The organism is Microbacterium terregens, from assembly GCF_039534975.1.
GTDB classification, from domain to species: Bacteria; Actinomycetota; Actinomycetes; order Actinomycetales; family Microbacteriaceae; genus Microbacterium; species Microbacterium terregens.
In genome coordinates this window covers 448,454-473,097 of sequence record NZ_BAAAWH010000001.1, presented here as the reverse complement: position 1 = coordinate 473,097, position 24,644 = coordinate 448,454, and the positions used below count along the sequence as shown (strand labels likewise).

The 24,644-nt window shown below is 69.8% G+C and carries 23 protein-coding genes; 8 read left to right on the top strand and 15 right to left on the bottom strand.

All coding sequences use genetic code 11. From position 1 onward, the window contains the following. Positions 1–8: 8 nt before the first annotated feature. The 6 genes from ABD655_RS02285 to ABD655_RS02260 all read right to left on the bottom strand — a co-directional run bounded on the left by ABD655_RS02285 (position 9) and on the right by ABD655_RS02260 (position 4,739). Entirely contained in the window at positions 9–782 is a 774-nt protein-coding gene (locus ABD655_RS02285) for a heme ABC transporter ATP-binding protein (RefSeq protein WP_344711368.1), read from the bottom strand. Continuing rightward, positions 779–1,840, bottom strand: a complete 1,062-nt coding sequence (locus tag ABD655_RS02280; RefSeq protein WP_344711365.1) for a FecCD family ABC transporter permease — start codon at positions 1,838–1,840, stop codon at positions 779–781. Before ABD655_RS02280 ends, ABD655_RS02285 begins: the two co-directional genes overlap by 4 nt. After that, positions 1,837–2,943, bottom strand: coding sequence for a heme/hemin ABC transporter substrate-binding protein (locus ABD655_RS02275; RefSeq protein WP_344711362.1), 1,107 nt, complete (start codon positions 2,941–2,943; stop codon positions 1,837–1,839). Before ABD655_RS02275 ends, ABD655_RS02280 begins: the two co-directional genes overlap by 4 nt. Continuing rightward, on the bottom strand, positions 2,940–3,788 hold the full coding sequence (locus tag ABD655_RS02270; protein ID WP_344711359.1) for an HtaA domain-containing protein: 849 nt from the start codon (positions 3,786–3,788) through the stop codon (positions 2,940–2,942). The genes ABD655_RS02275 and ABD655_RS02270 overlap by 4 nt, the downstream gene beginning before the upstream one ends. A gap of 117 nt (positions 3,789–3,905) precedes the next feature. Beyond that, the gene (locus tag ABD655_RS02265; protein WP_344711356.1) at positions 3,906–4,274 is read right to left on the bottom strand and encodes a sterol carrier family protein; all 369 of its coding nucleotides are present in this window, start codon (positions 4,272–4,274) and stop codon (positions 3,906–3,908) included. Between the two features lie 45 nt (positions 4,275–4,319). Then, positions 4,320–4,739, bottom strand: a complete 420-nt coding sequence (locus ABD655_RS02260) for a hypothetical protein (RefSeq protein WP_344711353.1) — start codon at positions 4,737–4,739, stop codon at positions 4,320–4,322. 70 nt (positions 4,740–4,809) lie between these two features. On the opposite strand from ABD655_RS02260, the gene purD reads away from it, so the two are divergent. The 4 genes from purD to ABD655_RS02240 all read left to right on the top strand — a co-directional run bounded on the left by purD (position 4,810) and on the right by ABD655_RS02240 (position 8,689). Beyond that, positions 4,810–6,081, top strand: coding sequence for a phosphoribosylamine--glycine ligase (gene purD, locus ABD655_RS02255; protein WP_344711350.1), 1,272 nt, complete (start codon positions 4,810–4,812; stop codon positions 6,079–6,081). 19 nt (positions 6,082–6,100) lie between these two features. Further along, the gene (gene lhgO / locus ABD655_RS02250; RefSeq protein WP_344711347.1) at positions 6,101–7,318 is read left to right on the top strand and encodes an L-2-hydroxyglutarate oxidase; all 1,218 of its coding nucleotides are present in this window, start codon (positions 6,101–6,103) and stop codon (positions 7,316–7,318) included. A 59-nt stretch (positions 7,319–7,377) separates the two neighbouring features. Beyond that, positions 7,378–8,256, top strand: a complete 879-nt coding sequence (locus tag ABD655_RS02245) for a siderophore-interacting protein (RefSeq protein ID WP_344711344.1) — start codon at positions 7,378–7,380, stop codon at positions 8,254–8,256. A gap of 94 nt (positions 8,257–8,350) precedes the next feature. Beyond that, the gene (locus ABD655_RS02240) at positions 8,351–8,689 is read left to right on the top strand and encodes a hypothetical protein (protein WP_344711341.1); all 339 of its coding nucleotides are present in this window, start codon (positions 8,351–8,353) and stop codon (positions 8,687–8,689) included. 32 nt (positions 8,690–8,721) lie between these two features. Here ABD655_RS02240 and ABD655_RS02235 read toward each other — a convergent pair whose 3' ends face one another. Then, positions 8,722–10,512 (bottom strand): BCCT family transporter, encoded by a 1,791-nt coding sequence (locus ABD655_RS02235; RefSeq protein WP_344711338.1) that lies wholly within the window; start codon positions 10,510–10,512, stop codon positions 8,722–8,724. A gap of 155 nt (positions 10,513–10,667) precedes the next feature. Here ABD655_RS02235 and ABD655_RS02230 point away from each other — a divergent pair, with 155 nt between their 5' ends. Together ABD655_RS02230 and ABD655_RS02225 are read left to right on the top strand one after the other, a co-directional pair. Beyond that, entirely contained in the window at positions 10,668–11,621 is a 954-nt protein-coding gene (locus ABD655_RS02230) for a phosphoribosylaminoimidazolesuccinocarboxamide synthase (RefSeq protein ID WP_344711335.1), read from the top strand. A gap of 114 nt (positions 11,622–11,735) precedes the next feature. After that, positions 11,736–12,650: a VOC family protein gene (locus tag ABD655_RS02225; protein ID WP_344711332.1), complete on the top strand. Its 915-nt coding sequence runs from the start codon at positions 11,736–11,738 to the stop codon at positions 12,648–12,650. Between the two features lie 37 nt (positions 12,651–12,687). On the opposite strand, the gene ABD655_RS02220 is transcribed toward ABD655_RS02225, so the two are convergent. The 5 genes from ABD655_RS02220 to ABD655_RS02200 all read right to left on the bottom strand — a co-directional run bounded on the left by ABD655_RS02220 (position 12,688) and on the right by ABD655_RS02200 (position 18,518). Further along, positions 12,688–13,710: a LacI family DNA-binding transcriptional regulator gene (locus tag ABD655_RS02220; RefSeq protein ID WP_344711328.1), complete on the bottom strand. Its 1,023-nt coding sequence runs from the start codon at positions 13,708–13,710 to the stop codon at positions 12,688–12,690. A 36-nt stretch (positions 13,711–13,746) separates the two neighbouring features. Next, on the bottom strand, positions 13,747–15,225 hold the full coding sequence (locus ABD655_RS02215; RefSeq protein WP_344711325.1) for a GH1 family beta-glucosidase: 1,479 nt from the start codon (positions 15,223–15,225) through the stop codon (positions 13,747–13,749). A 2-nt stretch (positions 15,226–15,227) separates the two neighbouring features. Continuing rightward, entirely contained in the window at positions 15,228–16,145 is a 918-nt protein-coding gene (locus ABD655_RS02210; protein ID WP_344711322.1) for a carbohydrate ABC transporter permease, read from the bottom strand. After that, positions 16,142–17,164 carry a carbohydrate ABC transporter permease gene (locus ABD655_RS02205; protein WP_344711319.1) on the bottom strand — a complete coding sequence of 341 codons (1,023 nt, stop codon included), beginning with the start codon at positions 17,162–17,164 and terminating at the stop codon, positions 16,142–16,144. The genes ABD655_RS02210 and ABD655_RS02205 overlap by 4 nt, the downstream gene beginning before the upstream one ends. 79 nt (positions 17,165–17,243) lie before the next feature. After that, a complete protein-coding gene (locus ABD655_RS02200; protein ID WP_344711316.1) occupies positions 17,244–18,518 on the bottom strand; it encodes an ABC transporter substrate-binding protein in 1,275 nt (424 codons plus the stop codon). A gap of 327 nt (positions 18,519–18,845) precedes the next feature. Here ABD655_RS02200 and purS point away from each other — a divergent pair, with 327 nt between their 5' ends. Next, positions 18,846–19,094 carry a phosphoribosylformylglycinamidine synthase subunit PurS gene (gene purS / locus ABD655_RS02195; protein WP_344711313.1) on the top strand — a complete coding sequence of 83 codons (249 nt, stop codon included), beginning with the start codon at positions 18,846–18,848 and terminating at the stop codon, positions 19,092–19,094. Then, on the top strand, positions 19,091–19,798 hold the full coding sequence (gene purQ / locus ABD655_RS02190; protein WP_344711309.1) for a phosphoribosylformylglycinamidine synthase subunit PurQ: 708 nt from the start codon (positions 19,091–19,093) through the stop codon (positions 19,796–19,798). The genes purS and purQ overlap by 4 nt, the downstream gene beginning before the upstream one ends. Before the next feature lie 86 nt (positions 19,799–19,884). On the opposite strand, the gene xdhC is transcribed toward purQ, so the two are convergent. Genes xdhC through ABD655_RS02175 form a run of 3 tightly spaced genes read right to left on the bottom strand, consistent with a single transcriptional unit; the run spans position 19,885 to position 24,616 of the window. Further along, the gene (gene xdhC, locus ABD655_RS02185; RefSeq protein ID WP_344711306.1) at positions 19,885–20,742 is read right to left on the bottom strand and encodes a xanthine dehydrogenase accessory protein XdhC; all 858 of its coding nucleotides are present in this window, start codon (positions 20,740–20,742) and stop codon (positions 19,885–19,887) included. Positions 20,743–20,753: 11 nt separating this feature from the next. After that, positions 20,754–23,141, bottom strand: a complete 2,388-nt coding sequence (xdhB, locus tag ABD655_RS02180) for a xanthine dehydrogenase molybdopterin binding subunit (RefSeq protein WP_344711303.1) — start codon at positions 23,139–23,141, stop codon at positions 20,754–20,756. After that, on the bottom strand, positions 23,138–24,616 hold the full coding sequence (locus ABD655_RS02175; RefSeq protein ID WP_344711300.1) for a xanthine dehydrogenase small subunit: 1,479 nt from the start codon (positions 24,614–24,616) through the stop codon (positions 23,138–23,140). Before ABD655_RS02175 ends, xdhB begins: the two co-directional genes overlap by 4 nt. Positions 24,617–24,644: the final 28 nt, after the last annotated feature.

Here is a 24,644-nt window from a genome sequence, read left to right as displayed (position 1 = left end):
GTACCGGCTCAGCGGCGCGGGAGGACGATGGGCCGGCCCGTGTCAGGATCGCGGAGCACCCGCACGGGCGTGTCGTACACCGCGGCGACGCGCTGCTCGGTGAGGACCGCCTCGGGCGAGCCGTGCGCGACGATGCGGCCGTGGTGCATCATCGCGATGTCGTCGGCGTACGCGCCGGCGAGCGAGAGGTCATGGAGCACGACGACGACCGCGCGACCCGCCCGCGCCAGATCACGGGCGATGCGCAGAACGTCCTCTTGGTGACGCAGGTCCAGTGCCGCCGTCGGTTCATCCAGCAGCACGATCGGAGTGTCCTGCGCGAGCACGCGCGCGAGCGACACGCGAGCCTTCTCTCCCCCCGACAGCGAGGGGTAGGTGCGCCCCGCCAGGCGTGCGACGTCGGCCTGTGCCAGCGACAGCGCGATGATCGCGGCGTCAGCCCCGGCGCGATCGGTCCCGATCCAGGGCGCCCGGCCCATCTCCACGACCTCGCGGGCGGTGAAGGAGAAGGCGACCTGGTTGGACTGCGTGAGGACGGCGCGCATCCGGCTCAGGCGACGGGGGGCCCAGTCGGCGAGCGGGCGGTCGTCCAGCAGCACCCGGCCGGCCGTGGCGCGTCGATCGCCGGTCAGGACGCCGAGCAGACTCGACTTGCCCGCACCGTTGGGGCCGACGAGAGCCAGAAGGCGCCCGTAGCGGATCCGGAGTGTGACGTCCTCGAGGATGCGCGCGTCGCCGACGGCGTAGCCGACGCCGTGGACAGCGAACGCCGCGCGACTCACGCCCATCCTCCGGCTCCCCGTCGATTGCGCCGGATGAGCCAGTAGAAGAAGGGACCGCCGACGAGTGCGGTGAGGATGCCGATCGGCAGGTCTGCGGAGGGCACGAGTGTCCGGGCGAGCAGGTCCGCGTAGACGAGGACCGTGGCACCGCCGAGGAATGACAGCAGGATGAGGGGGCGGTTGGCGGGGCCGACCAGCATCCGCATGATGTGTGGGACGACGAGCCCGACGAACGCGATGATCCCGACGAACGCGACGGCGACGCCGGTCAGCAGCGCGACGAGGACGATCGAGACGAGTCGCAGCCGTTCGACACGGACGCCCAGGTGCGCGGCGGTCCGGTCGCCGAGGGCGAGCAGGTCGTATCGGCGCGCGAGTACGACGGTGAGGACGGTCGCGACGAGTCCCACGATCGCCACGAGCAGCACTTCCATCCAGCGGGAGCCGTTCATCGACCCCAGCTGCCAGAACACGATCTGCTCGCGCGAGGCGGTGTCGCCGGCGAACATCAGCAGGGCGAGCAGAGCCCCCGCGAACGCATTGACCGCGATGCCGGTGAGGATCAGCGTGACCGACTCGGTGCGCCCCTGAGCGCGGGAGGTGGCATACACGACCAGCGTCGCCGCGAGCCCGCCGGCGAAGGCGAACGCGGCCGTGGACCACGACCCCAGGGAGGTGACGCCCAGCGTGATCGCGGCGGCCGCACCCAGGGCCGCACCGGATGACACGCCCACGACGCCGGGCTCGGCGAGCGGGTTGCCGAAGATCGCCTGCATGACCGCTCCCGCGACGGCGAGCAGGCCTCCCACGAGGAGGGACATGACCACGCGCGGGAACCGGATCTGCCACAGCGTCTGTTCGATGAGCCGCTGATCGGGGGCCCACGCGTTGTCGATCCCCAGCGCACGCAGGACGGAGCCGATGACCTCACGGGGCCCGATCGGCAGTTGGCCGAGACCCGTGGAGAGGAGGATGCCCACGACGAGGAGCACGGCGACGACGACGCAGACCACCAGACGCGGGGTCGCTGCGGTCCAGAACGCCGGCGCCCGCGTCATGAGCCTGCCGCCGGGGCGTAGACCGCCCGGGCGAGTGCGTCCAGCACCGAAGCCGATCGCGGCCCGAACGAGAGGATCTGGCCGTCGGCCATGTCGACGATGCGGCGGCGCTCGCCGGCGCGGGTCAACGCGATCGCGGGCTTGGATTCCAGAAGTGCGTCCACCCCGCCGACGGAGTCCAGTCCTCCGGTCATGACGAGGATGAGGTCGGGATCGGCGGCGAGCATCGCCTCGTCGGTGAGCGGCTGCATGCCCCTCCAGCCCAGCTCACCGGCGACGTCGACGCCGCCCAGGCCGGCGATGAGGTCATCGGCGCCGGACTCCTGGCCGAAGAGGTAGTACACGCCGGCCGCCCCGCGCAGGTACAGGAAGACGATGCGAAGCCGGTCCTCGCCGCTCGGCGCGAGCCGTGCGATCTCCGAGCGCGCGGTCGCCACATCGCCGGCGATCTGCGCGGCGAGCAGTTCGCCCGCTTCGGGGGCCGCGAACACCGCGGCGACATCGCGGGCGAGCTGCGCGGCACCGTCGAAGGACGCCGTGTTCTCCACGAACACGACGGTGATGCCCACGTCGCGCAGCTGCTCGACGACATCGCGGGGACCGACGCTGCCATCGGTGAGCACGAGTGTCGGCGCGAGCGCGATGATCGACTCGGCGTTGACGGTGTGACCGCCCGTCGTGACGATGGGCAGATCCTCGGTGCCGGGGATGGTCGTCGACACGTCCCGGCCGACCAGGGTGTCACCGAATCCGAGCCCCCAGACCGTCGCGGCGAGGGATCCGGACAGGTCCATGGCGATGACCCGCGAGGTGTCCGCGACGACGGTTCCGACGTCGCCCGCGGCATCCCTCGACAGAACCGTCGCAGGCAGGGCCTGAGCCGGATCGGCGAGGACGGGCACGATGGCCGCGTCGCCGAGGATCGCGGTCGACGGCCCCTCGAGCGCGCGCGGGTCGGCCGATGCGGTCAGCTCGCTCAGGGGCACCCGTGGGATGTCGGTCGCCGCAGCGACGGGCTCGGAGCCAGGGGCCGGAGCACTGCAGGCCGCGAGTCCGAGCATCGCGGCTAGGAGCAGTGCGATCCCCGCGCGCGACGACCTCACGCTGCTCCGCCCGCGCCCGTGCCACCGCCCGTTCGACCGCGGCGCGTGAACGCGAACCCGGCGACCGCCACGACGACGGTGAGGAGTCCTCCGACCGCCCCCGGGATCCACCCGGGACCCGCGTCAGCCGCGGCATCCGTCGCTGCGGCCTCGGCTCCGACCGGAGCGGACGGCGCGGGCGGGGCCGTCTCGGCCGGCGGGCAGGCGGCCGAGACCGTGAGCGCGATCGGGTCGAACGCGGAGCCCGCCTCGTAGCCGCCGAACACGGCGAACCCCTCGGTGGTGATCGTCGTCGGCGCAGCCGACACGGCGATGGTGATCCCGGCGTCCGACGAGTCGGTCGTCGCGTTGGCGAGATCGACGTCGATGAAGGGCACCTGGGTCACCGCGTCCCGCTCGGTGCCGCCGGACAGCGCGTCCTCCATCGACACTCCCGAGACATCCAGCAGCACCTGGGCGGTGCGGGGGCCGGTGAGCACGAGGGTGGGGTTCTGCACCGTCGTGTCGAGCAGTCCGCCATGCCCGGTGAAGCGGATGCCGCCGGCGAACGCGATCGATCCGGTCCCTGTCTGCGGGTCGTACCACCCGGTGCCGCCCGTCCACGCGAAGTTCGGCGTCTCGTACGAGGCTGCGCCGGTGGTCTCCCAACGACCGTTGGCGATCGTGCCGGAGACGTAGGAGCGGAACGACTCTTTGAAACCCCAGACCGCGTCGGCCGTAATGACCGCACACGCGGCGGGGTCGGCCGCGTGCGCCGCCGGGAGGGCGAGCATGGCGGGGGCGAGCGCGAGGACTCCGGACAGGGCGAACCGTGGGAGACCGCGGGGGAGCTGCGAGGTGCGCACGGTACACATCCTGGACGTAGACGATGCGCGCCTCGGCGCGACAAGGTTAGGTGATCCTTACCTTGCTTGAGTCTATGGGGTGCGCGAAGGCGACACCGTGCACCGCGGGCCGCGCGGTCAGGGGCGCAGGGGCAGAAGATCGGTGAGGTCAGCGCGGATGCCCGACGCCAGGATGCGACCGGATGCCGCGGCATCCGCCCACTGCTCCTCACCCGTCGCGAGCGCGATCCAGGTCGCGGGGTCCGTCTCCACCACGTTCGGCGGCGTGCCCCGTGTGTGACGCGGGCCCTCGATGACCTGCACGGCACCGAACGGCGGAACGCGCACCTCGACGGAGCCGCCCGGAGCCTTCTCGACCAGCAGCTGCAGCAGATACCGCACCGCCGTCGCCAGATCGGGGCGGGCGGGCCTCTCGGATGCCGCGGCCGCCGCTCTCACCGCGGCGAGCGCCGCGCGCCCGTCGTCGAGCAGGATCTTCTTCGCCACCCGTCCACGGTACGCCCGCCACGAGACGGCGCCGGGACCCCGCCGTCAGGAGAGGTCGTCGACGTCACGCACCCACGGGGGCTCATCGTCGTCCGCGGGAGCATCCAGATCCACCACGAGCGTCGTGACGTGTTCCGCGCGCGCCGGTCGCGCGTGGCCGGAGACGATGCGATCGAGGACGAGGGCGAGGGTGCCGGTGACCAGCAGACCGGCCGCGACGCACACCGCCGCCGAGACGCCGAACACGCGCAGCCAGCCGGACGCTCCTCCGCCGAACGGGTCGCCGCCGGCCCACCCCGTGGCGAAGGTCAGGATCGCCGCCACGACCAGGCCCAGGACGATCCCGGCGCCGAGGAAGCGCCCGTAGCGGGGCGACGGGCGGACGACGACGGTCAGGAACTCGTCATCGACAACGCGCCCGTTCTCGATGCCCTCGTCGGCTGATGAGCCGCGCTCGGCTGCCATGCATCGATTCTCCCACCGCCGGGACCGGTCGGCACGGGGTTCTTGCGAGGCCGGTCGATAGGCTGGCCCGGTGAGAATCCTGGTCCTCGGTTCGGGCGCGCGCGAGCACGCCATCATCCTCGCGCTGCGGTCGGAGGACGCCCCGCACGAACTGTTCGCGGCCCCCGGCAACGCCGGGATCGCCTCCGATGCGGTTCTCGTGGACGTCGACGCGAACGACCCGGCGTCGGTCACGGAGTTCGCGAACGAGAACGCGATCGACCTCGTCATCGTCGGTCCCGAAGCGCCGCTGATCGCCGGGGTCGCCGACGCCCTGCGCGAGCGGGGCATCCCCGTGTTCGGGCCCGGCCGCGCCGCCGCGCAGCTGGAGGGGTCGAAGACGTTCGCGAAGCGGATCATGGATGCCGCCGGGGTGCCCAGCGGCCGCGCGATCCGGGCGACGACCCTCGACGAGGTCGCGGCCGCACTCGATGACCTCGGGGCACCGCACGTCGTGAAGGCCGATGGTCTCGCCGGCGGCAAGGGCGTCCTGGTGACCGAGGATCGCTCCGCCGCCCTCGTCCACGCGGCGGCCTTCCTGCCGTCCGGTGCCGTGCTGGTCGAGGAGTTCCTGGCCGGACCCGAGGTCTCGCTGTTCTTCCTGAGCGACGGCGACCACGTGCTGCCGCTCAGCCCCGCCCAGGACTACAAGCGCCTCGGCGACGGCGACGCCGGACCCAACACCGGGGGAATGGGCGCTTACTCGCCGCTGCCCTGGCTGTCGGATCTCTTCGGCGACGAGAACACCTTCGTGCACCACGTCACCACCGAGATCGCCGAGCCGGTCATCCGCCAGTTGGATGCCGAGGGCACGCCGTTCATCGGGCTGCTCTACGCGGGCCTGATCCTCACCGAGCACGGCATCAAGGTCATCGAGTTCAACGCGCGCTTCGGCGACCCCGAGACGCAGGCGGTGCTCCCTCGGCTCGTCGACCCGCTGTCCGAGCTGCTTCTGGCCGCGGCATCCGGCACCCTCGAGGATCAGCCTCGACCCGCCTTCGCCGACGCCGTCGCGGTGACGGTCGTGCTCGCGAACGAGGGCTACCCGCAGGCGCCGGTCACGGGACGGCGGATCCGGGGGCTGGATGCCGCGGCATCCGTGGAAGGGGTGCACATCGTGCACGCGGCCACGGCCGACGAAGGCGGCCACCTCATCGCGACGGGCGGCCGCGTCGTGAACGTCGTCGGACTCGGCACCACCTTCGCCGAAGCACGGGATCGCGCGTACCGCGCCCTGAGCGTCATCGAGCTGGACGGCGCCCAGTACCGGACCGACATCGCGCGCCGGGTCGTCGAGGACTGACTGTGGCGAGGTGGACCTGATGGCTCGCAGCGCGTCCACGCGGATCGGCATCATCGGCGGCGGAATCGTCGGCATCGCCCTGGCACGCGCGCTCGCGCAGGGCCGCGCGGGCGAGGTGACCGTCTTGGAGAAGGAGGCGCGGCTCGCGCAGCATCAGACCGGGCGGAACTCCGGAGTGGTGCACGCGGGGCTGTACTACAAGCCCGGTTCTCTGAAGGCAACGCTGTGCGCGCGCGGCCGCGTGCTGATCCGGGATTTCTGTCAGGAGAAGGGGCTGCCCTACCGCGAAGTGGGGAAGCTCGTCGTCGCGGTGGACGAATCCGAGCTCGGTGCCCTCGCCGAGATCGAACGGCGCTCGTTGGAGAACGGCGTCCCCGACCTGACCCGGATCGACGATGCGGCACGCCTGCGTGAGATCGAACCGCACGTGGCCGGGGTCGCCGCGGTGCATTCCCCGCACACGGCCGCGGTGGACTACGCCGCGATCACCGACGCGATGGCGCAGGACGTGCGGGCCGCGGGTGGCCGGATCCTGCTGCACAGTGAGGTGACCGGCATCCACCTGGAAAACGGCGGCGTCCGCGTGATCACCCCGCTCGGCGAGCATGTTTTCGATCGGCTGATCGTCTGCGCGGGGCTGCAGTCCGACGTCGTGGCCAAGCTCGTGGGCGCCGACCCATCGCCGAAGATCCTGCCGTTCCGCGGGGAGTACTGGGAGCTCGCGCCGGAGTGCACCGATCTGGTGAAGGGGATGATCTATCCGGTGCCCGACCCCCGGTTCCCCTTCCTGGGTGTGCACTTCACCCGCGGGGTTTACGACAACGTGCACGTCGGCCCGAATGCGGTGCCGGCCCTGGCCCGCGAGGGATACAGCTGGCTGCAGATCTCGCTGCGCGACACGTGGGAGTCGCTGCGCTGGCCGGGCGCGTGGCCGCTGGCCCGGCAGCACTGGCGGATGGGCGTGGATGAGATCAGCGGCTCGCTGATCAAGCCGCTGTACTTCCGGAAGGCCCGGCGATTCGTGCCCGAGCTGAAGATGTCGGACCTGGAGTGCAAGAGCGCCGCCGGAGTCCGCGCGCAGGCGTGGGGGCGAGCCGGCGAGCTGCTGGACGACTTCGCGGTGGACCAGGTCGGGCCGGTCACGGTGCTGCGCAACGCCCCCTCCCCCGCCGCCACCTCTTCGATCGCGATCGCCGATCACCTGATCGAGCACTACCTGACCACGACGACCACCTGATACGACCGGTCGCGCACCGGTCCGGCCCCACCGCTCGCGGCCTGTGGTTGGCTGGAGGCATGACGGATACGACGATTCCCGACGCCCGGCCCGCTGCGGATGCCGGCCGGTTCGCGCGAGTGAGTGGCCGGAACCGCTTCACGGCTCGCCGGGCGAGCGTGGTCCGCGTCGAGCGCATCGCCCCGCCGATGATCCGCGTGACCGTGTCGGGTCCCGAGTTCGCCGACTTCACCAGCGGGGGTCCCGCCGATCACGTGCGTGTCTTCTTCCCCGACCCGATGACCGGTGAACTGGTCGCGCCCACGCCGGTCGGTCCCGGCGAGGACGGCGTCGTGCGCCCCGACCGCGCGTCGATCTCACGCGACTTCACGCCGCTTCCTCGCGCCGTGGACGGCGGATTCGAGATCGACCTGGACTTCTTCGTACACCCCGATCCGGGTCCGGCGTCGTCGTGGGCGGAGTCCGCCCGGCCCGGCGACCCGCTCGTGCTGCTCGGCCCGCGCGGATCGCGACGCGCGCCGCAGGACCTCGACGGCCTGCTTCTGATCTGCGACGAGACATCCCTTCCCTCGGTCAGCCGGTGGGTGCGTGAGATCCCGACCGGCACATTCGTCGACGTCGTCGCGGCCGTCCACGGCGACGGGAACTGGGTCGCCGGCTACCTCGGCGAGGTGCCGGGCGTTCAGATCCGCGTGCACCTCGTCCTCCCCGACTCGTCCGGCGCGACGTTCCTCGACGCGCTGGAGCAGCTCCCACCGATCGGCGACGGCGTCTTCGTCTGGGCCGCGGGCGAGGCTTCCGCTCTGGTGCCGGTGCGGCGTCATCTGCGCCGCACCCTGGGACTGCCGGCCGAGCAGACCCAGCTCAGTGGATACTGGCGACGCGGAGTCGTGGCGCTGGACCACCACGCTCCGATCGACCCCACCGACCCCGACTGACCGCATCCGCTCGCGGCGCTCCACTGTCGGCGCGCCGCATCGGCCCCTCCCACCAGCGGTGCGAAGGTCGGATCCTGGGGATAGGGTTGCGCCCATGGCGAAGGATGCCGCGACACCCGCACATGCGATCTTCGATCCGATCGTGGCCCGGTACCAGCAGAACCCGGATGTCGACATCGGCCCGATGCTCGGGAGCGAGGGCGTGCGCGTACGGGGAAAGGTGTTCGCGTTCGTGGGACATGCCGGCGATCTCGTCGTGAAGCTCCCCGAGGCGCGCGTCACCGAGCTCGCCGAGCAGCGCATCGCAGTTCGCATGGTCATCGGCGCGCGTGCGCTGCGAGAGTGGGCAGTGATCGGCGTGGACGCGGGTGCCGAGCGGTGGGAGACCCTCGTCTCCGAGGCGTTCGCGTACCTCGACCGGATCACCCCGTAGGATCGCCCGAACCCCGCAACGAGACCGTCCGGTCATTCCGCTTCTGAAGCCCGGCCCGCCTCGGACGAACCGGCCTCCGGTGCGGCGGGTTCGGGCGTCGCCGGATCGGGAATCGTGCGTTCCGGTATCGCGAAGGGCTCCGCTGCGGGCCGGCGCTGCCGTCGGCCCGGGCGCGAGAAGATCCCGCGACGGACGGGCTCCTCGACATCGAGGCCGTAGTACTCGCCGATCTGGTCCCGGAACTGCGCGCGCTCGGCGCGATCGTACGCTCTGATCTCGCGTCGCAGCGCGACGATCGTGGCCCAGCAGATCGCCAGCATGACCAGGCTGAACGGCAGCGCGATGCTGATCGCCGCCGTCTGCAGCGCCGCCAATCCGCCCGCGAACAGCAGAGCCAGCGCGATCAGCGCAGTCGCGAGCGTGAAGAAGACCGACACCCACCGCTTGGGATGCACCTCGCCGCCGGTTGCCAGCATGCTCATCACGAGCGCGCCCGAGTCGGCCGAGGTCACGAAGAAGATCGCGATGAGCACCAGCGCACCGACCGTGACGACCGCTGATCCGGGGACCTCGGCCAGCATCGCGAACAGCGCGGACTCGACGGTCACCGATCCGTCCGTGCCGATCAGCTCCGCCCTGCCGGTCAGCTCCATCCAGATCGCGGTTCCGCCGAGCACGCTGAACCACAGGATGCCGATGAGGGTCGGCACGAGAATCACGCCGGCGACGAATTCGCGCACCGTGCGGCCGCGCGAGATGCGCGCGATGAACACCCCGACGAACGGCGCCCACGAGATCCACCATCCCCAGTAGAACGTCGTCCACGAGCCTTGCCACGCGAGGCCGGCAGCACCCTGGAAGGCGGTGACATTGAACGAGAGTGCGATGAAGTCCTGCAGGTAGTTGCCGATGGACTGCACGAATTCGCGGAGGAGGAAGGTCGTGGGCCCGGTGACCAGCAGGTAGAGCAGAAGGACGCCCGCCAGCGCCAGGTTGAAGTTCGATAGCCACTTCATGCCCCGCGCGACGCCGGAGAGGACCGACCACAGGACGACCGCGGTGATGACGACGATGATGGCCGTCTGTGTGAGCGGCGTCGCCTCCAGGACGCCGAGCGTGTCGAGCCCGGCGCTGATCTGCAGCACCCCGAGCCCGAGCGAGGTCGCGACGCCGAAGATCGTACCGACCAGGGCCGCGGCATCGACCGCGTTTCCCCATCCCCCACGTGTGCGGCGCTCCCCGAGCACCGGTTCGAGCGCCCAGCGGATCGTCATCGGCCGTTTCCGGCGGTGGAAGGCGTAGGCGAGGGCGACACCGACCACGACGTAGATCGACCACGCATGCACCCCCCAGTGCAGATACGTCTGCGACAGAGCCGCCTGCGCGAGTTCGGCAGGCGTGCCCTCCACTCCGGGACGCGGCGTCGCGAAGTGGCTGAGCGGCTCGCTCACCCCGTAGAACACCAGGCCGATGCCCATTCCGGCGGCGAACAGGAGGGAGAACCAGGAGATCATCGAGAACTCGGGCTCGTCATCGTCGGCCCCGAGTCTGATGGATCCGAAGCGACTGAAACCGACGACCAGCGCGAAGGCGACGAAGAACGCCGCGATCAGGACGTAGTACCAGTTGAGCGCGGAGACGATCCCGGCCTGGATCGCGCCGAAGGCGCGATCTGCGGCCTCGGGGACGACCAACGCGAACACGATGAATGCGGCCGCAATGGCGGCCGCCGGCCAGAAGACCCAGGGACGGATGCCGCCGCCGGATGCCGCGGCTCGAGGGGGCCGAGGGGATTGGGGGGATTGCGGAGATTCCTCACGCATAGGACCAGGCTACTGACGGTCTTCTGCGACGGACAGGTCCTTGACGATCGGAAACGCGGGCGGCGACCGTGCGCTGCGTGATCGGCGACGGGCACCCGACCGATCCGCAGACGACCAGCGACGGAGAGGGGCATGGCGCCCGCGATAATGGGCAGGTGACGACCCCTCTCGAGCTCACCGGCTGGCGCCATCTGTACTCCGGCAAGGTCCGCGACCTGTACTCGCCCGCCGACCCGTCCACGGGTCCGGAGCGACTGCTGGTCGTGGCCAGTGATCGCGTGAGCGCGTTCGACCATGTGCTGTCGCCGGGCATCCCCGGCAAGGGCGTGCTGCTGACCACGTTGAGCCTGTGGTGGTTCGACATGCTGGCCCGCGGCGACGGGGGGCGCGGCATCCCGAACCATCTCATCGCCTCGCACGTGCTCACCCTCGGCCAGGACGGTGTGCCCAACACCCCCGACGACGTCATGTCGCTGATCCCCGCGGAAGTCGCCGGGCGCGCAATGGTCGTTCAGAGCCTGTCGATGGAGCCGATCGAGTGCGTCGTGCGCGGGTACCTCACGGGCTCGGGATGGGCGGAGTACACCCAGAACGGAACGGTGTGCGGCATCCGTCTGCCGTCGGGACTGGAGAACGGGGACCGGCTGCCGGAGCCGATCTTCACGCCGGCGTTCAAGGCGCCGATGGGCGAGCACGACGAGAACATCTCGTTCGAGCGCACGGTCGAAATCGTCGGCGCCCCGCGCGCGGCGGAACTGCGCGACCTCTCGCTCGAGATCTACGAGCGCGCCGCCCGCACGGCCGAGCACCGCGGGCTGATCCTGGCCGACACGAAGTTCGAGTTCGGCACCGATGACGCGGGCGTTCTGACCCTGGCCGACGAGGTGCTCACCAGCGACTCCTCGCGGTACTGGGATGCCGCGGCGTGGGAGTCCGGCTCGACGCCGTCCGAGCGGATGGCGAGCTTCGACAAGCAGATCGTCCGCGACTGGCTCGCCGCGAACTGGGCGCCGGAGGATCGCGCCGGCACGCCGCCCGAACTGCCCGCGGAGATCGTCGAACGCACCGCGGAGCGCTATCGCGAGCTGCTCGAGCGCCTGACCCGGTGACCCGATGACCCGCGGAATCGACGAGTCGGTGACTCGGGTGACCGACCGCCCCGGACCCGCGGCGGTCGGCGAGGGTCCGGAATGCACGGACCGCCCGCCGCGTTGTACATGCACATGAATGAATTCATCGCGACACAGGGTGACAAGCTGGCCGCCGACACCGGCATGGGCCCGGTCACGCTGTTCGTCGGCGACCTCGACGGTATGACGCGCTACTACCGCGACGTCGTGACGCTGGACGTGCTGTCCGCCGGAGGCGGGAGCGCGTTCGGGGACCGGGCACGACAGAACACCGTGACCCTCGGTCGAGCCGGCCGGCCCATCGTGGTCCTTCAGCACGACCCCGCGCTGAAGCACGCGGCGCCCGGGTCCGCAGGCCTGTACCACACCGCGATCCTGTTCGAGACGCAGGCCGCGCTCGCGGCCGCGCTGTATTCCGTCGCCCGGCACGCACCGGGGACGTTCACCGGCTCGGCCGACCACTTGGTCAGCCAGGCGTTCTACTTCACCGACCCCGAGGGCAACGGGATCGAGCTGTACTGGGACCGCGCCCGCACGGACTGGTCCTGGGTGCACGGCCAGGTCGAGATGGCCACCCTCTACCTCGACCCGAACGCGTTCCTCGGCGAGCACCTGACCGAAGAGGCGGCGAGCGGTCGGGTGACGCAGGATGCGGCATCCATCGGTCATGTCCACCTCTCGGTGGGCGACGTCGCGACCGCGCGCGCGTTCTACATCGACGCGCTCGGGTTCGACGCGACGCTGAGCATGGGTGACCAGGCCCTCTTCGTCAGCGCGGGCGGGTACCACCACCACATGGCGATGAACGTGTGGGGCTCCCGCGGCGCGGGACCGCGAATGCCTGCGCTCGGCCTCGGCCGCATGGATCTGACGGTGCCCGATGCCGACGCGATCGGCTCTCTCGGCGAACGCCTTCGGCATCACGGTTTCGCGGTGCGCGACGACGGCCGCACCCTGGGCTTCAGCGACCCCTGGAACAACGAGATCCTCGCCTCCGTCGCGCACTGATCCGGGATCGGAAGACCCGAGATAGATCCGCAGTGAATCAGACGCTGTCGCGGACGACCAGCTCGGTGTCCAGCATCGTGACGTGTCGCGGACTGCGCCCAGCCAGAAGGTCGAGCAGGACGTCGGCCATCCCCTGGCCCTGGGCGAAGGACGGCTGACGCACCGTGGTGAGCTGCGGCGACACGGATGTCGCGACAGGCGAGTCGTCGAACCCGACGATCGCGATGTCATCGGGCACGCGGATCCCGGCCAGACCCAGCGTGGCCAGCGCGCCGCGGGCCATCAGGTCGCTCGCGATGAACAGCGCGTCCGGCAGGGCGTCCTGCGCGAGGATGCGCGCGACTGCCGCGGAGCCTCCGTCCGCGGTGAAGTCGCCCTCTTCGACGATCTCCTCTGCCAGTCCCGCCGCGGCCATCGCCTGACGATAGCCCTCCAGGCGGTCGATGCCCGCCGGCATCGTGAGCGGCCCTGTGATCGTTCCGATCCGACGATGCCCGCGCTCGATCAGGTGGGCCGTGGCCTCACGACCGCCACGCACGTTGTCGACGTCGACGTAGTAGTCGTCCTCGCGCTCGCGCACCGGGCGGCCGCCGTAGACGACCGGCACGGCCGCCGCGATCCGGTCGATGTAAAGGTCGCTGGTGTGGTGGGAGACGATGAACGCCCCGTCGACGCTCCCGCTTCGCACGTAGCTCGTGGTCTTGTCTCCCGGGTCGTCGCTGGCGATGAAGAGGTTGAGCACATAGTCGGAGCGGCTGATCCGCGCGTTGATGCCCGACACGATCGCGGCGAAGAACGGGTCTCCGAAGAATCGGGTCGTGTCCTCGGGGACCACCAGCGCGATCGCGTGGGTCTGCCGGCTCGCCAGCGATCGCGCGGCGCGGTTGGGCACGTAGTTCAGATCGGCGATCGCCCGCTGTACGGCCTCGAGCGCGGTCGGACTCACGGCGCTCGAGCCGTTCACGACACGGGACACGGTCGATCGCGAGACGCCCGCGGCAGCCGCGACCTCTTCGATCGTCACGGCAGATCCGTTCGTGTGCGCGCCCGTGTCGACCATGGCCGCACCTTCCTCGTAAATGTCCAACCAGGTGCGCTACGCCCCGGGATTACCCGGCTCCCCGAGTGCACGCGCCGCGATGATGCGTGCGTACTCCCGGCCGCTGTCCTTGATCGAGCGTTCCTGCGAGTCGTAGTCCACTCGCACGATACCGAACCGCTTCTCGTACCCCCACGCCCATTCGAAGTTGTCCAGCAGCGACCAGTAGAAGTAGCCGCCGACCTCGACGCCGGCATCCATCGCATCCAGAATGGCACCCAGGTGCAGGCGTACGAAGTCGGCGCGCTCGACGTCGTGCACGCGCACGATACCGTCTTCGAGTACCGGCTCGTCATCATATGCCGCACCGTTCTCAGTGACGAACACCGACGTGCCCGCGGGCACCGCATACTCCTCCGAGACGCGCACCAGCAGGCGGGTCAAACCCTCGGGCTGCACTTCCCAGTTCATCGGGGTCCGCGGCAGGCCCCGGTCGTGCCAGAAGATGCGCTCCGACGAGGGGAACGGTGAGTCGCCGCGGCGCTCGGTGGGGGCCTCGCCCGCACTCGGGGGCACGCCCGGGGCATGTCCGCCGACGAGCTCGCCGTGGTAGTAGTTGACGCCGAGCGTGTCGATCGGCGTCGAGATCACCTCGAGGTCACCGGGCAGGACCGCCGCGCGCAGGGCATCGTCGGCGATCTCGTCGAAGATGTCCTGCGGGTACTGCCCGCGGAAGATCGGATCGAGGAACCACCGGTTGAACTGACCGTCGATGCGCCGCGCAGCGTCGAGGTCGGCGGGATCGGTCGCGTCGACGGGGTCGGCGACCGTGAGGTTGAGCGTGATCCCGAGGTTCAGCGACGCGTCGCGGCCGCGCAGCTCGCGCACCGTCTGCCCGTGGCCCAGCATGAGGTGGTGGGCCGCCAGCATCCCTTCGCTCTTGCTGTAGTGCCCCGGGGCGTGCAGCCCCGCGGTGTAGCTGAGGAACGACGAGCACCACGGCTCGTTCAGGGTGGTCCACACGTTCACGCGGTCACCGAGGGCGTCGTGCATGTCCAGCGCATATTCGGTGAACCGGTCGGCGGTGTCGCGATTGGTCCAGCCACCCTTGTCCTGCAGCGCCTGCGGGAGGTCCCAGTGGTACAGGGTGAGCCACGGCAGGATGCCGGCCTCCAGCAGTTCGTCGACCAGACGACGATAGAAGTCGACCCCCTGGGGGTTCAGCGCGCCGCCGTCGGGGCGCACCCGCGACCAGGACGTGGAGAAGCGGTACGTCTGCAGTCCCATCGACTTCATCAGCGCGACGTCGTCGCGGTACAGGTGGTAGTGGTCGCACGCGACGTCGCCGTTGTCGGCGTTGATCACGGCGCCGGGGACTCGGCTGAACGCGTCCCAGATCGAGTCGCGTCGGCCGTCCTCGTGTGCGGCACCCTCGATCTGGTAGGCGGCGGTGGCAGCCCCGAACAGGAAGTTCGAGGGGAACGGGCGTGCGGTTTCGAGCATGCGAGCAGAGGCCTCTCTGAGATCGGTGGTCATTTTCAGCCTTTCACCGCACCGGCCATGATGCCGTTGACGAGTTGCTTGCCGGCGAAGGCGAACAGGATGAGCAGGGGGATGGTCGCAAGCAGCACTCCGGCCAGAACGATCGAATAGTCCACGAAGTAGTTCGACTGCAGGAGCGACAGGGCCACCGGCAGCGTCGGGCTCTGCCGGTCGAGCACGATGAAGGGCCAGAAGAAGTTGTTCCACGCGTTCACGAAGGTGAACAGGAACAGCATCGCCGCGGCGGGTCGTGCGGCCACGACCCCGACCGTCCAGAAGGTGCGGATCATCGAGGCGCCGTCGACCCGCGCGGCCTCGATCAGCTCGTCGGGAACGGACTGGCTGAGGTACTGGGTCATCCAGAACACCCCGAACGCGCTCGTGAGCGCGGGGATGATCACGGCCCCGATGTTGCCGGTCCAGCCCAGGTCGGCGAAGAGGATGTACAGCGGCACCACGCCGAGCTGCGTGGGCACCGCCAGGGTGGCGACGATGAAGGCCAGCAGCCACCCGCGACCACGGAACCTGAGTTTCGCAAAGGCCCAGCCCGCGAGCGTGGAGAACACGACGACGGATGCCGCGATCACCGTGGAGCTGAAGATCGAGTTCCACAGTGCGATCCAGAAGTTCACGGCGGAGTCGTTGACCACCGACAGTGCGTTTGCGATGAAGTTGCCGCCCGGAAGCCACGACATGTTGGGGTCATTGATCGTCGAGGCAGTGCCCGAGCCGATCAGGAACGACCAGTAATAGGGGAAGATCGCCGACACGATCACCACGCCGAGACCGATGTACACCCAGGTGCCCGCGCGGACCCCACGGATCTTCGTGGTGCGCTCACCGCGCCGCCGGCGCTGCGCGTTCCGGATGTTCTCCTCGACGATCGCGAGGGGTGGTGAGTCGAGAGAGGTCATCGCCGGATTCCCTTCCGTCGGCGCGGTGCGAGTTCGCCCCGACCGCCTTCGTCGCGCACGAGGCGCCGGGTGATGAGCAGGTTGATCAACCCGATGGCCAGGATGATCAGGAACAGGATCCACGCCAGGGCGGCTGCCCTGCCGAAATTGAACTCGCCCCAGCCGATGTTGTACAGGTACAGCGTGATCGTCAGCCACTGCTGCGCAGGACCGCCTTCACCCGTGTTGTCGTAGATGCGCGGCTCGTCGAAGATCTGCAGCCCGCCGATCGTGGCGGTGATGATGACGAAGATGAGCGTCGGCCGCAGCGAGGGCAGCGTGATGTTCCAGAACTGGCGGAATGCGTTCGCACCGTCGACAGTGGCGGCCTCGTAGTACTCGCGCGGAACCGCCTGCATCGCAGCGAGCAGGATGAGGGCGTTGTAGCCGGTCCAGCGGAAGTTGACCATGGTGGCGATGGCGATATGGCTCCAGAACGGGTCCTTGTGCCACGGGATCGGATTCAGTCCGATGTCCGTCAGGATGCCGTTGACCAGACCGTGGTTGTCGCCGAACATGTTGCTGAAGATCAGCGCGACGGCGACGGGCGCCATGACGAAGGGGAGCAGGACGCTCATGCGCCAGAACGTCTTGGCGCGGATGTTGCGATCGAGCATCGCTGCGATCAGGAGGGCGAGGATCAGCTGCGGCACCGAGGACAGCAGGAAGATGCTGAAGGTGTTGCGCAGGGCCGTCCAGAACTGGGGCTGGCCGAGGATCCAGATGTACTGGTCGAACCCGACGAACGTGCCGGAGTTTCGCACCAGGTCCCATTCCTGGAACGAGATGACCGCCGTGAACGCGATCGGAAAGAGTCCGACGATGGCGAACAGGATGAAGAAGGGCGAGATGTACAGATAGGGCGAGAGCTTGAGGTCCCAGCGGCTCAGCTTGCTGCCGAACGAGAGACGGCGAGGCTGCCTCTCTGCGGGGGCAGAGGACGCCGATGCCGTGGGCGGGCGGGTGTCGGTCGCGGTCACGTGGAGCTCCGTATCGGCGGGGACGTCGGATCGGGGTGACGGGTGTGGGCCGCGGACGCGACCCACACCCGTCAGGTCATCAGAAGGCTTCGACCTCTGCGACCCACGTGTTCCACGAGGTCTTCTGGTCTTCGAGTCCGTCGAAGACGCGGTTGACCGCGTTCTGGAGCGCGTCGTGGTACTTGAAGTAGTTCGCGTCCTTGAACGGCGTGACCGTGATGGCCTCCGAACGGGCAGCGAAGATCTCACCGGTCGGCGCGTTGTTGAAGTACTCGTTCGTCGAGTCCGTGATCGCGGGATCGCTCTGAGCCTCGATCGCGCTCGGGAACTGGCCGGCGTTGACGAAGGTCTTGGCCTGCTGCTCGGGAGCGGTCAGCCAGTCGGCGAGCGCGAGTGCCGCGTCCACGTTCTTGCCGTTGGCCGGAACGGTCAGGTACGACCCGCCCCAGTTCGCGCCGCCGTTCGGGAAGACGTCGGCGACCTCCCAGCCGGTCACGTCGGGCGCGTTGCCCGAGATGACACCCAGCATCCAGCCGGGGCAGAGCATCGCGGCGAACTCGCCGTTGGCCATCGAGGCGTTCCAGTCGTCACTCCACTGACCGGAGTATGCCGCGTTGGGAACCGCGCGCTCGACGACGAGGTTGTACGCGTCGGCGATCTCGGGGTTCTCCGTCGCGATGACCGTGCCGTCAGGCTCGGTGTACGTGTACTCGAGCTGGTTCACGATGCCCTGGAGGACGGAGTTCGCCGCGTCGATCATGGGCTTGCCCGTCGCAGCCTTGTACTGATCGGCCACGTCGAAGAAGTTGTTCCAGTCGCCGTCGAACAGCGTCGCGACGTCGGCGGGCGTCGATGCGAGCCCAGCAGCCGCGAACAGGTCGGCGCGGTAGCAGATCGCCTGCGGCCCGATGTCGGTACCGAAGCCGACGAGGCGTCCGTCGCCATCGGTCGCACCGGCTTCCTTCCAGTCCAGCCAGCGGCCCTTGGCGCTGTCGGGCACCTCGGCCAGCAGGTCGGAGTACTGCATCGCCTCGGCGAACCAGTCGATCTCCACGGCCTCGATGTCGGCGAGACCTTCCTTGCCGAGCTTCTGGAAGTAGTTCTTGCGGGCGTCGCCGGACTCGGCGGCCTTGTTGTGCACGATGGTCACGTTCGGGTTCTCATCCATGTACTCCTGGAGGAGCTCATCGGTGTAACCGAAGTTGTTGAACGTCGCGACCGTGAGGGTGATCTCCTCATTGGGGTCGGTGGACGCCGAGTTGCCGCTGCTTCCGGCGCAGCCGGCGAGCACGATGGCGGAAGCCGAGAAGGCGGCTACGGCCACGGCTCCCCTGCGGAAGGCACGAGAGTTCACTGTCACTCCTTTGTGTTGTCAGGGTTGTCTTGCAGGTGGTGGTGCTGGGTGCGGGTTCGAGGCGGCGCCTGTTCCCACGAGTGTGGGAGCGTTCCCACCGAACTTCCCGTCACGCTATGGGATCGCTCCCATGCGTGTCAAGAGAGCGCTCCCATGGTCAGGTCACGGTTTCGTCACGTCAGCTCTCACGGGGCAGAGAGGAGCCAGGATGCCGCGGCCGTAGACTGGGGGGACACTCCCGCCCGCGACATCCGGCGCTTCAGCTCCTCGCTGCGCTCGTCGCTCAACGACCGATAGCTGCGGCATGCGGCCGCCAGGAGGATTCACGTGCCCACCATCGTCGTCGACGTCATGCCCAAAGCCGAACTGCTCGACCCTCAGGGCAAGGCCGTCTCCGGCGCCCTGTCGCGCCTGGGCGTGTCGGATTTCAGCTCCGTCCGCATCGGCAAGCGCTTCGAGCTCACCGTCGAAGGCGAGGTCGGCGAGGACGTGCTGGCCAAGGCCCGCAAGATCGCCGACGAGATCCTGTCGAACTCGGTCATCGAGGACGTCGTGAGCATCGAGGTCGTGGAGTGACACCGCGGATCGGGGTCATCACCTTTCCCGGATCGCTGGATGACCGCGACGCGCAGCGCGCGATCCGCGTCGCGGGCGGCGAACCGGTCGCCCTGTGGCACGGGTCGCACGACCTCGAGGGCGTGGACGCACTGGTCCTACCCGGTGGTTTCAGCTACGGCGATTACCTGCGCGCGGGTGCGATCGCCGCGCTGGCGCCGATCATGGCCGACGTGAAGGACGCCGCGGCCGCAGGCATGCCCGTTCTCGGCATCTGCAACGGCTTCCAGATGCTCGTCGAAGCGCAGCTGCTGCCGGGCGGACTCATCCGCAACGCCCATCAGCAGTTCGTCCGACGTGATCAGAGGCTGCGGGTCGAGAACACGTCGACCGCGTGGACGTCGGACTTCACCGACGGTCAGGAGATCGTCATACCGCTCAAGAACGCCGACGGCGGCTACATCGCCTCCGAATCCGAGCTCGACCGGCTCGAGGGCGAAGGGCTCGTGGCCTTCCGCTACCTCGGCGTGAACCCGAACGGATCGCTGCGCGACATCGCCGGCCTCGCCAACGAGCGCGGCAACGTCGTCGGCCTCATGCCGCACCCCGAGCACGCGGTGGAGGAGGGCTTCGGGCCCGACACTGCCGCCGCGATGCGCTCGGGTTTGGACGGCCTGCCGTTCTTCACCTCGGCGATCGCCGCTGTGGTGGGCGCCGCGGCCTGAGCCCCGGCATCCTCCCCCCTCGCCTCTTCCCGCGAGACAGCATGTGCGCCACGAGACCGAGGCGGACGCACTCCGTCTCGCGGCGCCTATCCAGTCTCGCGGACTGGTGCGGGGCGGGGCGGGGCGGGGGCGGCCGTCTCGATCAGCTGCAGGACGCGCGCTGCGACGCTCACCGCGATGGATGCCGGGGCCTTCCCCCCGACTTCCGGAATGCCGATGGGCGTGGTCACCCGGGCCAAAACCTCTTCGGACTGGCCGAGGTCGAGCAGTTTCGCCCGGAAGCGCGCCCACTTCGACGCCGACCCGATCAGTCCGATGGAGCCGAGCCCCTCACGACGGAGCGCCTGATCGGTGATCGCGAGGTCTTCGACGTGGTCGTGCGTCATGATCAGCACGTGCGTGCCCGGCGGCAGGTCGGCGATCGCGGCCTCGGGAACCGGCTCGTGGCGAAGCCGCACCGTGGCGACCGCATCGGCCAGAACCCCGGTCGAGCCCGGCTCGCCCACTCGGCCGGGGTCGAGCATCTCCGGGCGCGCGTCGATGAGGTGCAGCTCGACTTCCTGCCGCGCGAGGATCCGGGCGAGCTCGAGCCCCACGTGGCCGAGGCCGAAGATGGCGACGGACGGCACGGCGCGGACCGGCTCCAGCAGCATGGTGACCTCCCCTCCGCAGCATTGCACGCCGTACTCGGTGACGGCCTTGTCGGTGAGCCGGAGGGTGAGCAGGCGGGGCTCGCCCGTCCGCTCGGCGAGCATCTCCCGCGCCCGGTCGACGGCCGTCGCCTCGAGATTGCCGCCTCCCACGGTGCCGAAGAGCCCGTCCGGCGAGACGACCATCTTCGCCCCGCCGTTGCGGGGCGCGTGGCCGCGCACCACCGCGAGCGTGACGATGACGGCGGGCGTGCGCGCCTCGCGCAGGCGGTGCAGCTCGTCGACCCAGTCCATGGCCGGTGGTCCTAGAGCGCGCTGTCCGCGAGCGCCGCGGCCGCGGCGACCGGGCGGTCCGCCGACGCATCCAGCGCCGCCGCGCGCGCGGAACGGATCGCCCAGAACACGGCTTCCGGCGTGGCCGGCGACCCGAGCTCGACGGTGCGCCCCGTGGGACCGAATGCGCCGACGGCCTCACGGATCGCCTCGCGCGCGCTGAAGGCCAGCATGAGCGGCGGCTCGCCGACGGCCTTCGACCCGTACACGGCACCGTCCTCACGGGCGTCTGCGAACAGCCGGACGTTGAACTGCTCGGGCATCTCCGAGAAGCTCGGCAGCTTGTACGTGCTCGCGGACTGCGTCAGCAGCCGCCCGCGATCGGGGCCATCGCCGGTGTCCCACCGCAGCTCCTCCAGCGTGAGCCAGCCCACCCCCTGCACGTATCCGCCCTCGATCTGACCGAGGTCGATCTGCGGGGAGAGCGAGTCACCGACGTCGTGGACGATGTCGACACGGCGCACCCGGTAGGCGCCGGTGAAGCCGTCCACCTCGACCTCGGTGGCCGCGACGCCGTAGGCGAAGTATTTGAACGGAGAGCCCTGCATCCGGACGCCGTCCCAGTGCAGGCCCTCGGTGCGGTAGTAGCCGGCCGCGAACAGCTGCACCCGCGCAAAGTACGACGCGGACGCCACTTCGGCGAACGTCAGGGCGCGCTCCACACCCGGGGCGGTCACCCTGCCGCCGGAGAACCGCACGTCCGCGTCGTCGACGCCGAGCAGTCGCGCGGCGACCGGTGTCATCCGATCGCGGATCTGATCGCAGGCGTTCTTCACCGCCGCGCCGTTGAGGTCGGCGCCCGACGACGCGGCGGTCGCCGACGTGTTCGGCACCTTGTCCGTGCGCGTCGGCGCCAGGCGCACCTGCTGCAGCGGCACGCCCAGTGCGGTGGCGGCCACCTGCAGCATCTTGGTGTGCAGCCCCTGGCCCATCTCGGTGCCGCCGTGGTTGACCAGCACCGACCCGTCCTTGTAGACGTGGACGAGCGCGCCGGCCTGGTTGTAGGCGGTGTAGTTGAACGAGATCCCGAACTTGATCGGGGTCATCGCGATCGCGCGCTTCACGTGCTCGTGCTGCGCGTTGAAGAGCGCGGTGCTCACGCGGCGGGCGTCGACGTCGGCCTCGCCTCGCACCTGGTCCCAGATCGCGTGCATGCGTTCGGCATCCTTGACCGGCTGTCCGTACGGAGTCGCCTGGCCCGGCTGGTAGAAGTTCCTGCGGCGCAACGCGATCGGTTCGACGCCGAGCACCGGAGCCACCCGGCCGAGGATGTCCTCGATCAGGAAGACCCCCTGCGGGCCGCCGAATCCCCGGAACGCGGTGTTGGATGTCTTGTTCGTCTTCGCGACCCTGCCGTGCACATTCACATGCGGGATCCAGTAGGCGTTGTCGAAGTGGCAGAGCGCGCGGCTGAGCACCGGCTCCGAGAGGTCGAGGCACCATCCGCCGTCGGAGGTGAGCGTGGCCTCCAGCGCGAGGATCGCGCCGTCGGCGTCGAAGCCCGCGCGCCAGGCGATGTGGAACGGATGCCGTTTGCCGGTCATCGTGATGTCCTGCGTGCGATTCAGCCGCAGCCGCACCGGGCGACCGGTCAGTCCCGCGCCCAGCGCCGCGATCGCCGCCAGCCCGTGCGGCTGCATCTCCTTGCCGCCGAATCCGCCGCCCATCCGCAGCGCCTGCACCGTCACCCGGTTCGACGGGATGCCGAGCACGTGCGCCACGATCTCCTGCGTCTCGCTGGGATGCTGCGTGGAGCACTCCACGAAGTACTGACCCTCGGAGTCGAGGTGGGCCAGCGACGCGTTGGTCTCGAGGTAGAAGTGCTCCTGACCGCCGAACTCTGTCACCCCCTCGAACACGAACGGGGCGGTCGTCAGTGCGGTCGCGGCGTCTCCGCGCTGGACGGTCAGGGCAGCGCCCTGAAACGAACCGGCGTCGATCGCCTCGACCACGGTGATCAGGCTCGGCAGCGGTTCGTACCGGACCGTCACCGCGGCGGCGCCCAGCCGTGCTGCCTCGGGAGTCTCGCCGAGCACCCAGACCAGCGCGTGTCCGTAGTACATCGCCTCGCTCGGGAACAGGGGCTCGTCGCTCTTGACGCCCGCATCATTGACGCCGGGGACATCGTCGGCGGTCAGGACTCGGACGACGCCCGGAACCGCGTAGGCGCCCGAGACGTCGATCGTCACCCGCGCGTGTGCGTTCGTCGACTGCACAGGCCACGCGGTCAGCACGCCGGACGTGCGGACGGCGAGGTCGTCGGTGTACATCGCCCGGCCGGTCACGTGCAGGGTCGCGCTCTCGTGCGGGGTGGGGATGCCGACCACCGCGTCCGCGGGGCGTGCGGCCAGTTCGCTCATGCCGACACCTCCGCAGGCTGCCCGGTCTCGCGACCGCGCGGGGCGGCGGCGTGGAGCTTCAGCAGCGCGTGGCTCAGCATGAGCGCGCGATACTCCGCACTCGCCCGGTGATCCGACAGGGGGGAGCCCTCGGCGCCCAGCACGGCGGCGGCGGCGCGGATCGTGGCGGTGTTCCAGGCCTCACCCACCAGCATCCGCTCGGTGTCATACGCGCGGATCGGAGTGGCGGCGACCCCGCCCAGGCCGATCCGCGCCCCGGTGACCAGACCGTCGCGGATGTCGATGGCGAAGGCGATCGCCACGCTCGAGATGTCGTCGAACCGGCGTTTGGCGACCTTGTGGAACGCGGTGAGATCGGCCTGGGGCAGCGGCACCCGGACCGCACGGATCAGCTCATCGCGATGCCGCACGGATTCGCGGTAACCGGTGTAGTACACGGCGAGATCGACTTCGCGCTCACCTTCTGCGGAGGCGAGCACGACGCGGGCATCGAGGGCGAGCAGCGCAGGGCTGAGATCTCCGATGGGGGAACCGGTGCCGAGATTGCCGCCGATCGTGGCTCTGTTGCGGATGAGCGGGGAGGCGAACTGGGGCAGCAGCTCCGCCAGCAGGGGCACTCGGCCGGCGAGGCCGCGTTCGACCTCCGACAGCGTCAGTGCCGCGCCGATCTCGATCGACTCGGCGCCGATCCTCAGCGTGCGGAGCTCGTCGAGTCGATCGATGGCGAGAACGAACGGTGCGCGCGCCCCGCGGAGGTTCACCTCCACACCCCAGTCCGTCGCCCCCGCCACGGGGCGCGCGTGGGGCTCGTCGCGCAGCAGCGACAGCGCGGCAGCGAGTGAGGCGGGCCGCACGAAGCGGGAGCCGCCGAGACTCACGTCGGTAGGCACCGGCGCGGGCGCGCCGTGCGCACGACGCGCGGCGAGCGGGTCGTCGGCCTCCGGCATCCCCAACGCATACGCGGCATCGCGGATCGGACGGTAGCCGGTGCAGCGGCAGAGGTTGCCGCTCAGGGCGTGCAGATCGAACCCGTTCGCGCCGTGCTCCGTGTCCGGCGCCGTGCCGTCGTCGCCGGGTCCGTCGGAGGGCCCGCGATCGGCGCGGTAGTACTCACCGGCCATGCTGCAGACGAAACCGGGCGTGCAGTAGCCGCACTGCGAACCGCCACCCTCGGCGAGGCGGGCCTGCACGGGGTGCAGCGCGTCGGGCGTTCCCAGTCCCTCAGCCGTGATGACCTCTTGGCCGCTCAGCGCGTACACCGGCACCAGACAGGAGTTGACCGACGTCCACGCGGTGCCGCCGTCGGCCGCCGGGGTGGCCAGCAGGACGGCGCACGCGCCGCACTCGCCTTCGGCGCACCCCTCCTTGCTGCCGGGCAGACCGGTGGCGCGCAGCCAGTCGAGCGCGGTGGTGTGCACCGGCACGCCATCCAGCGTGCGGCGCAGCCCATTGACGGTAACGACGATGTCATCCACGGGGGAGCTCCTCTTTTCGCGATTGTAC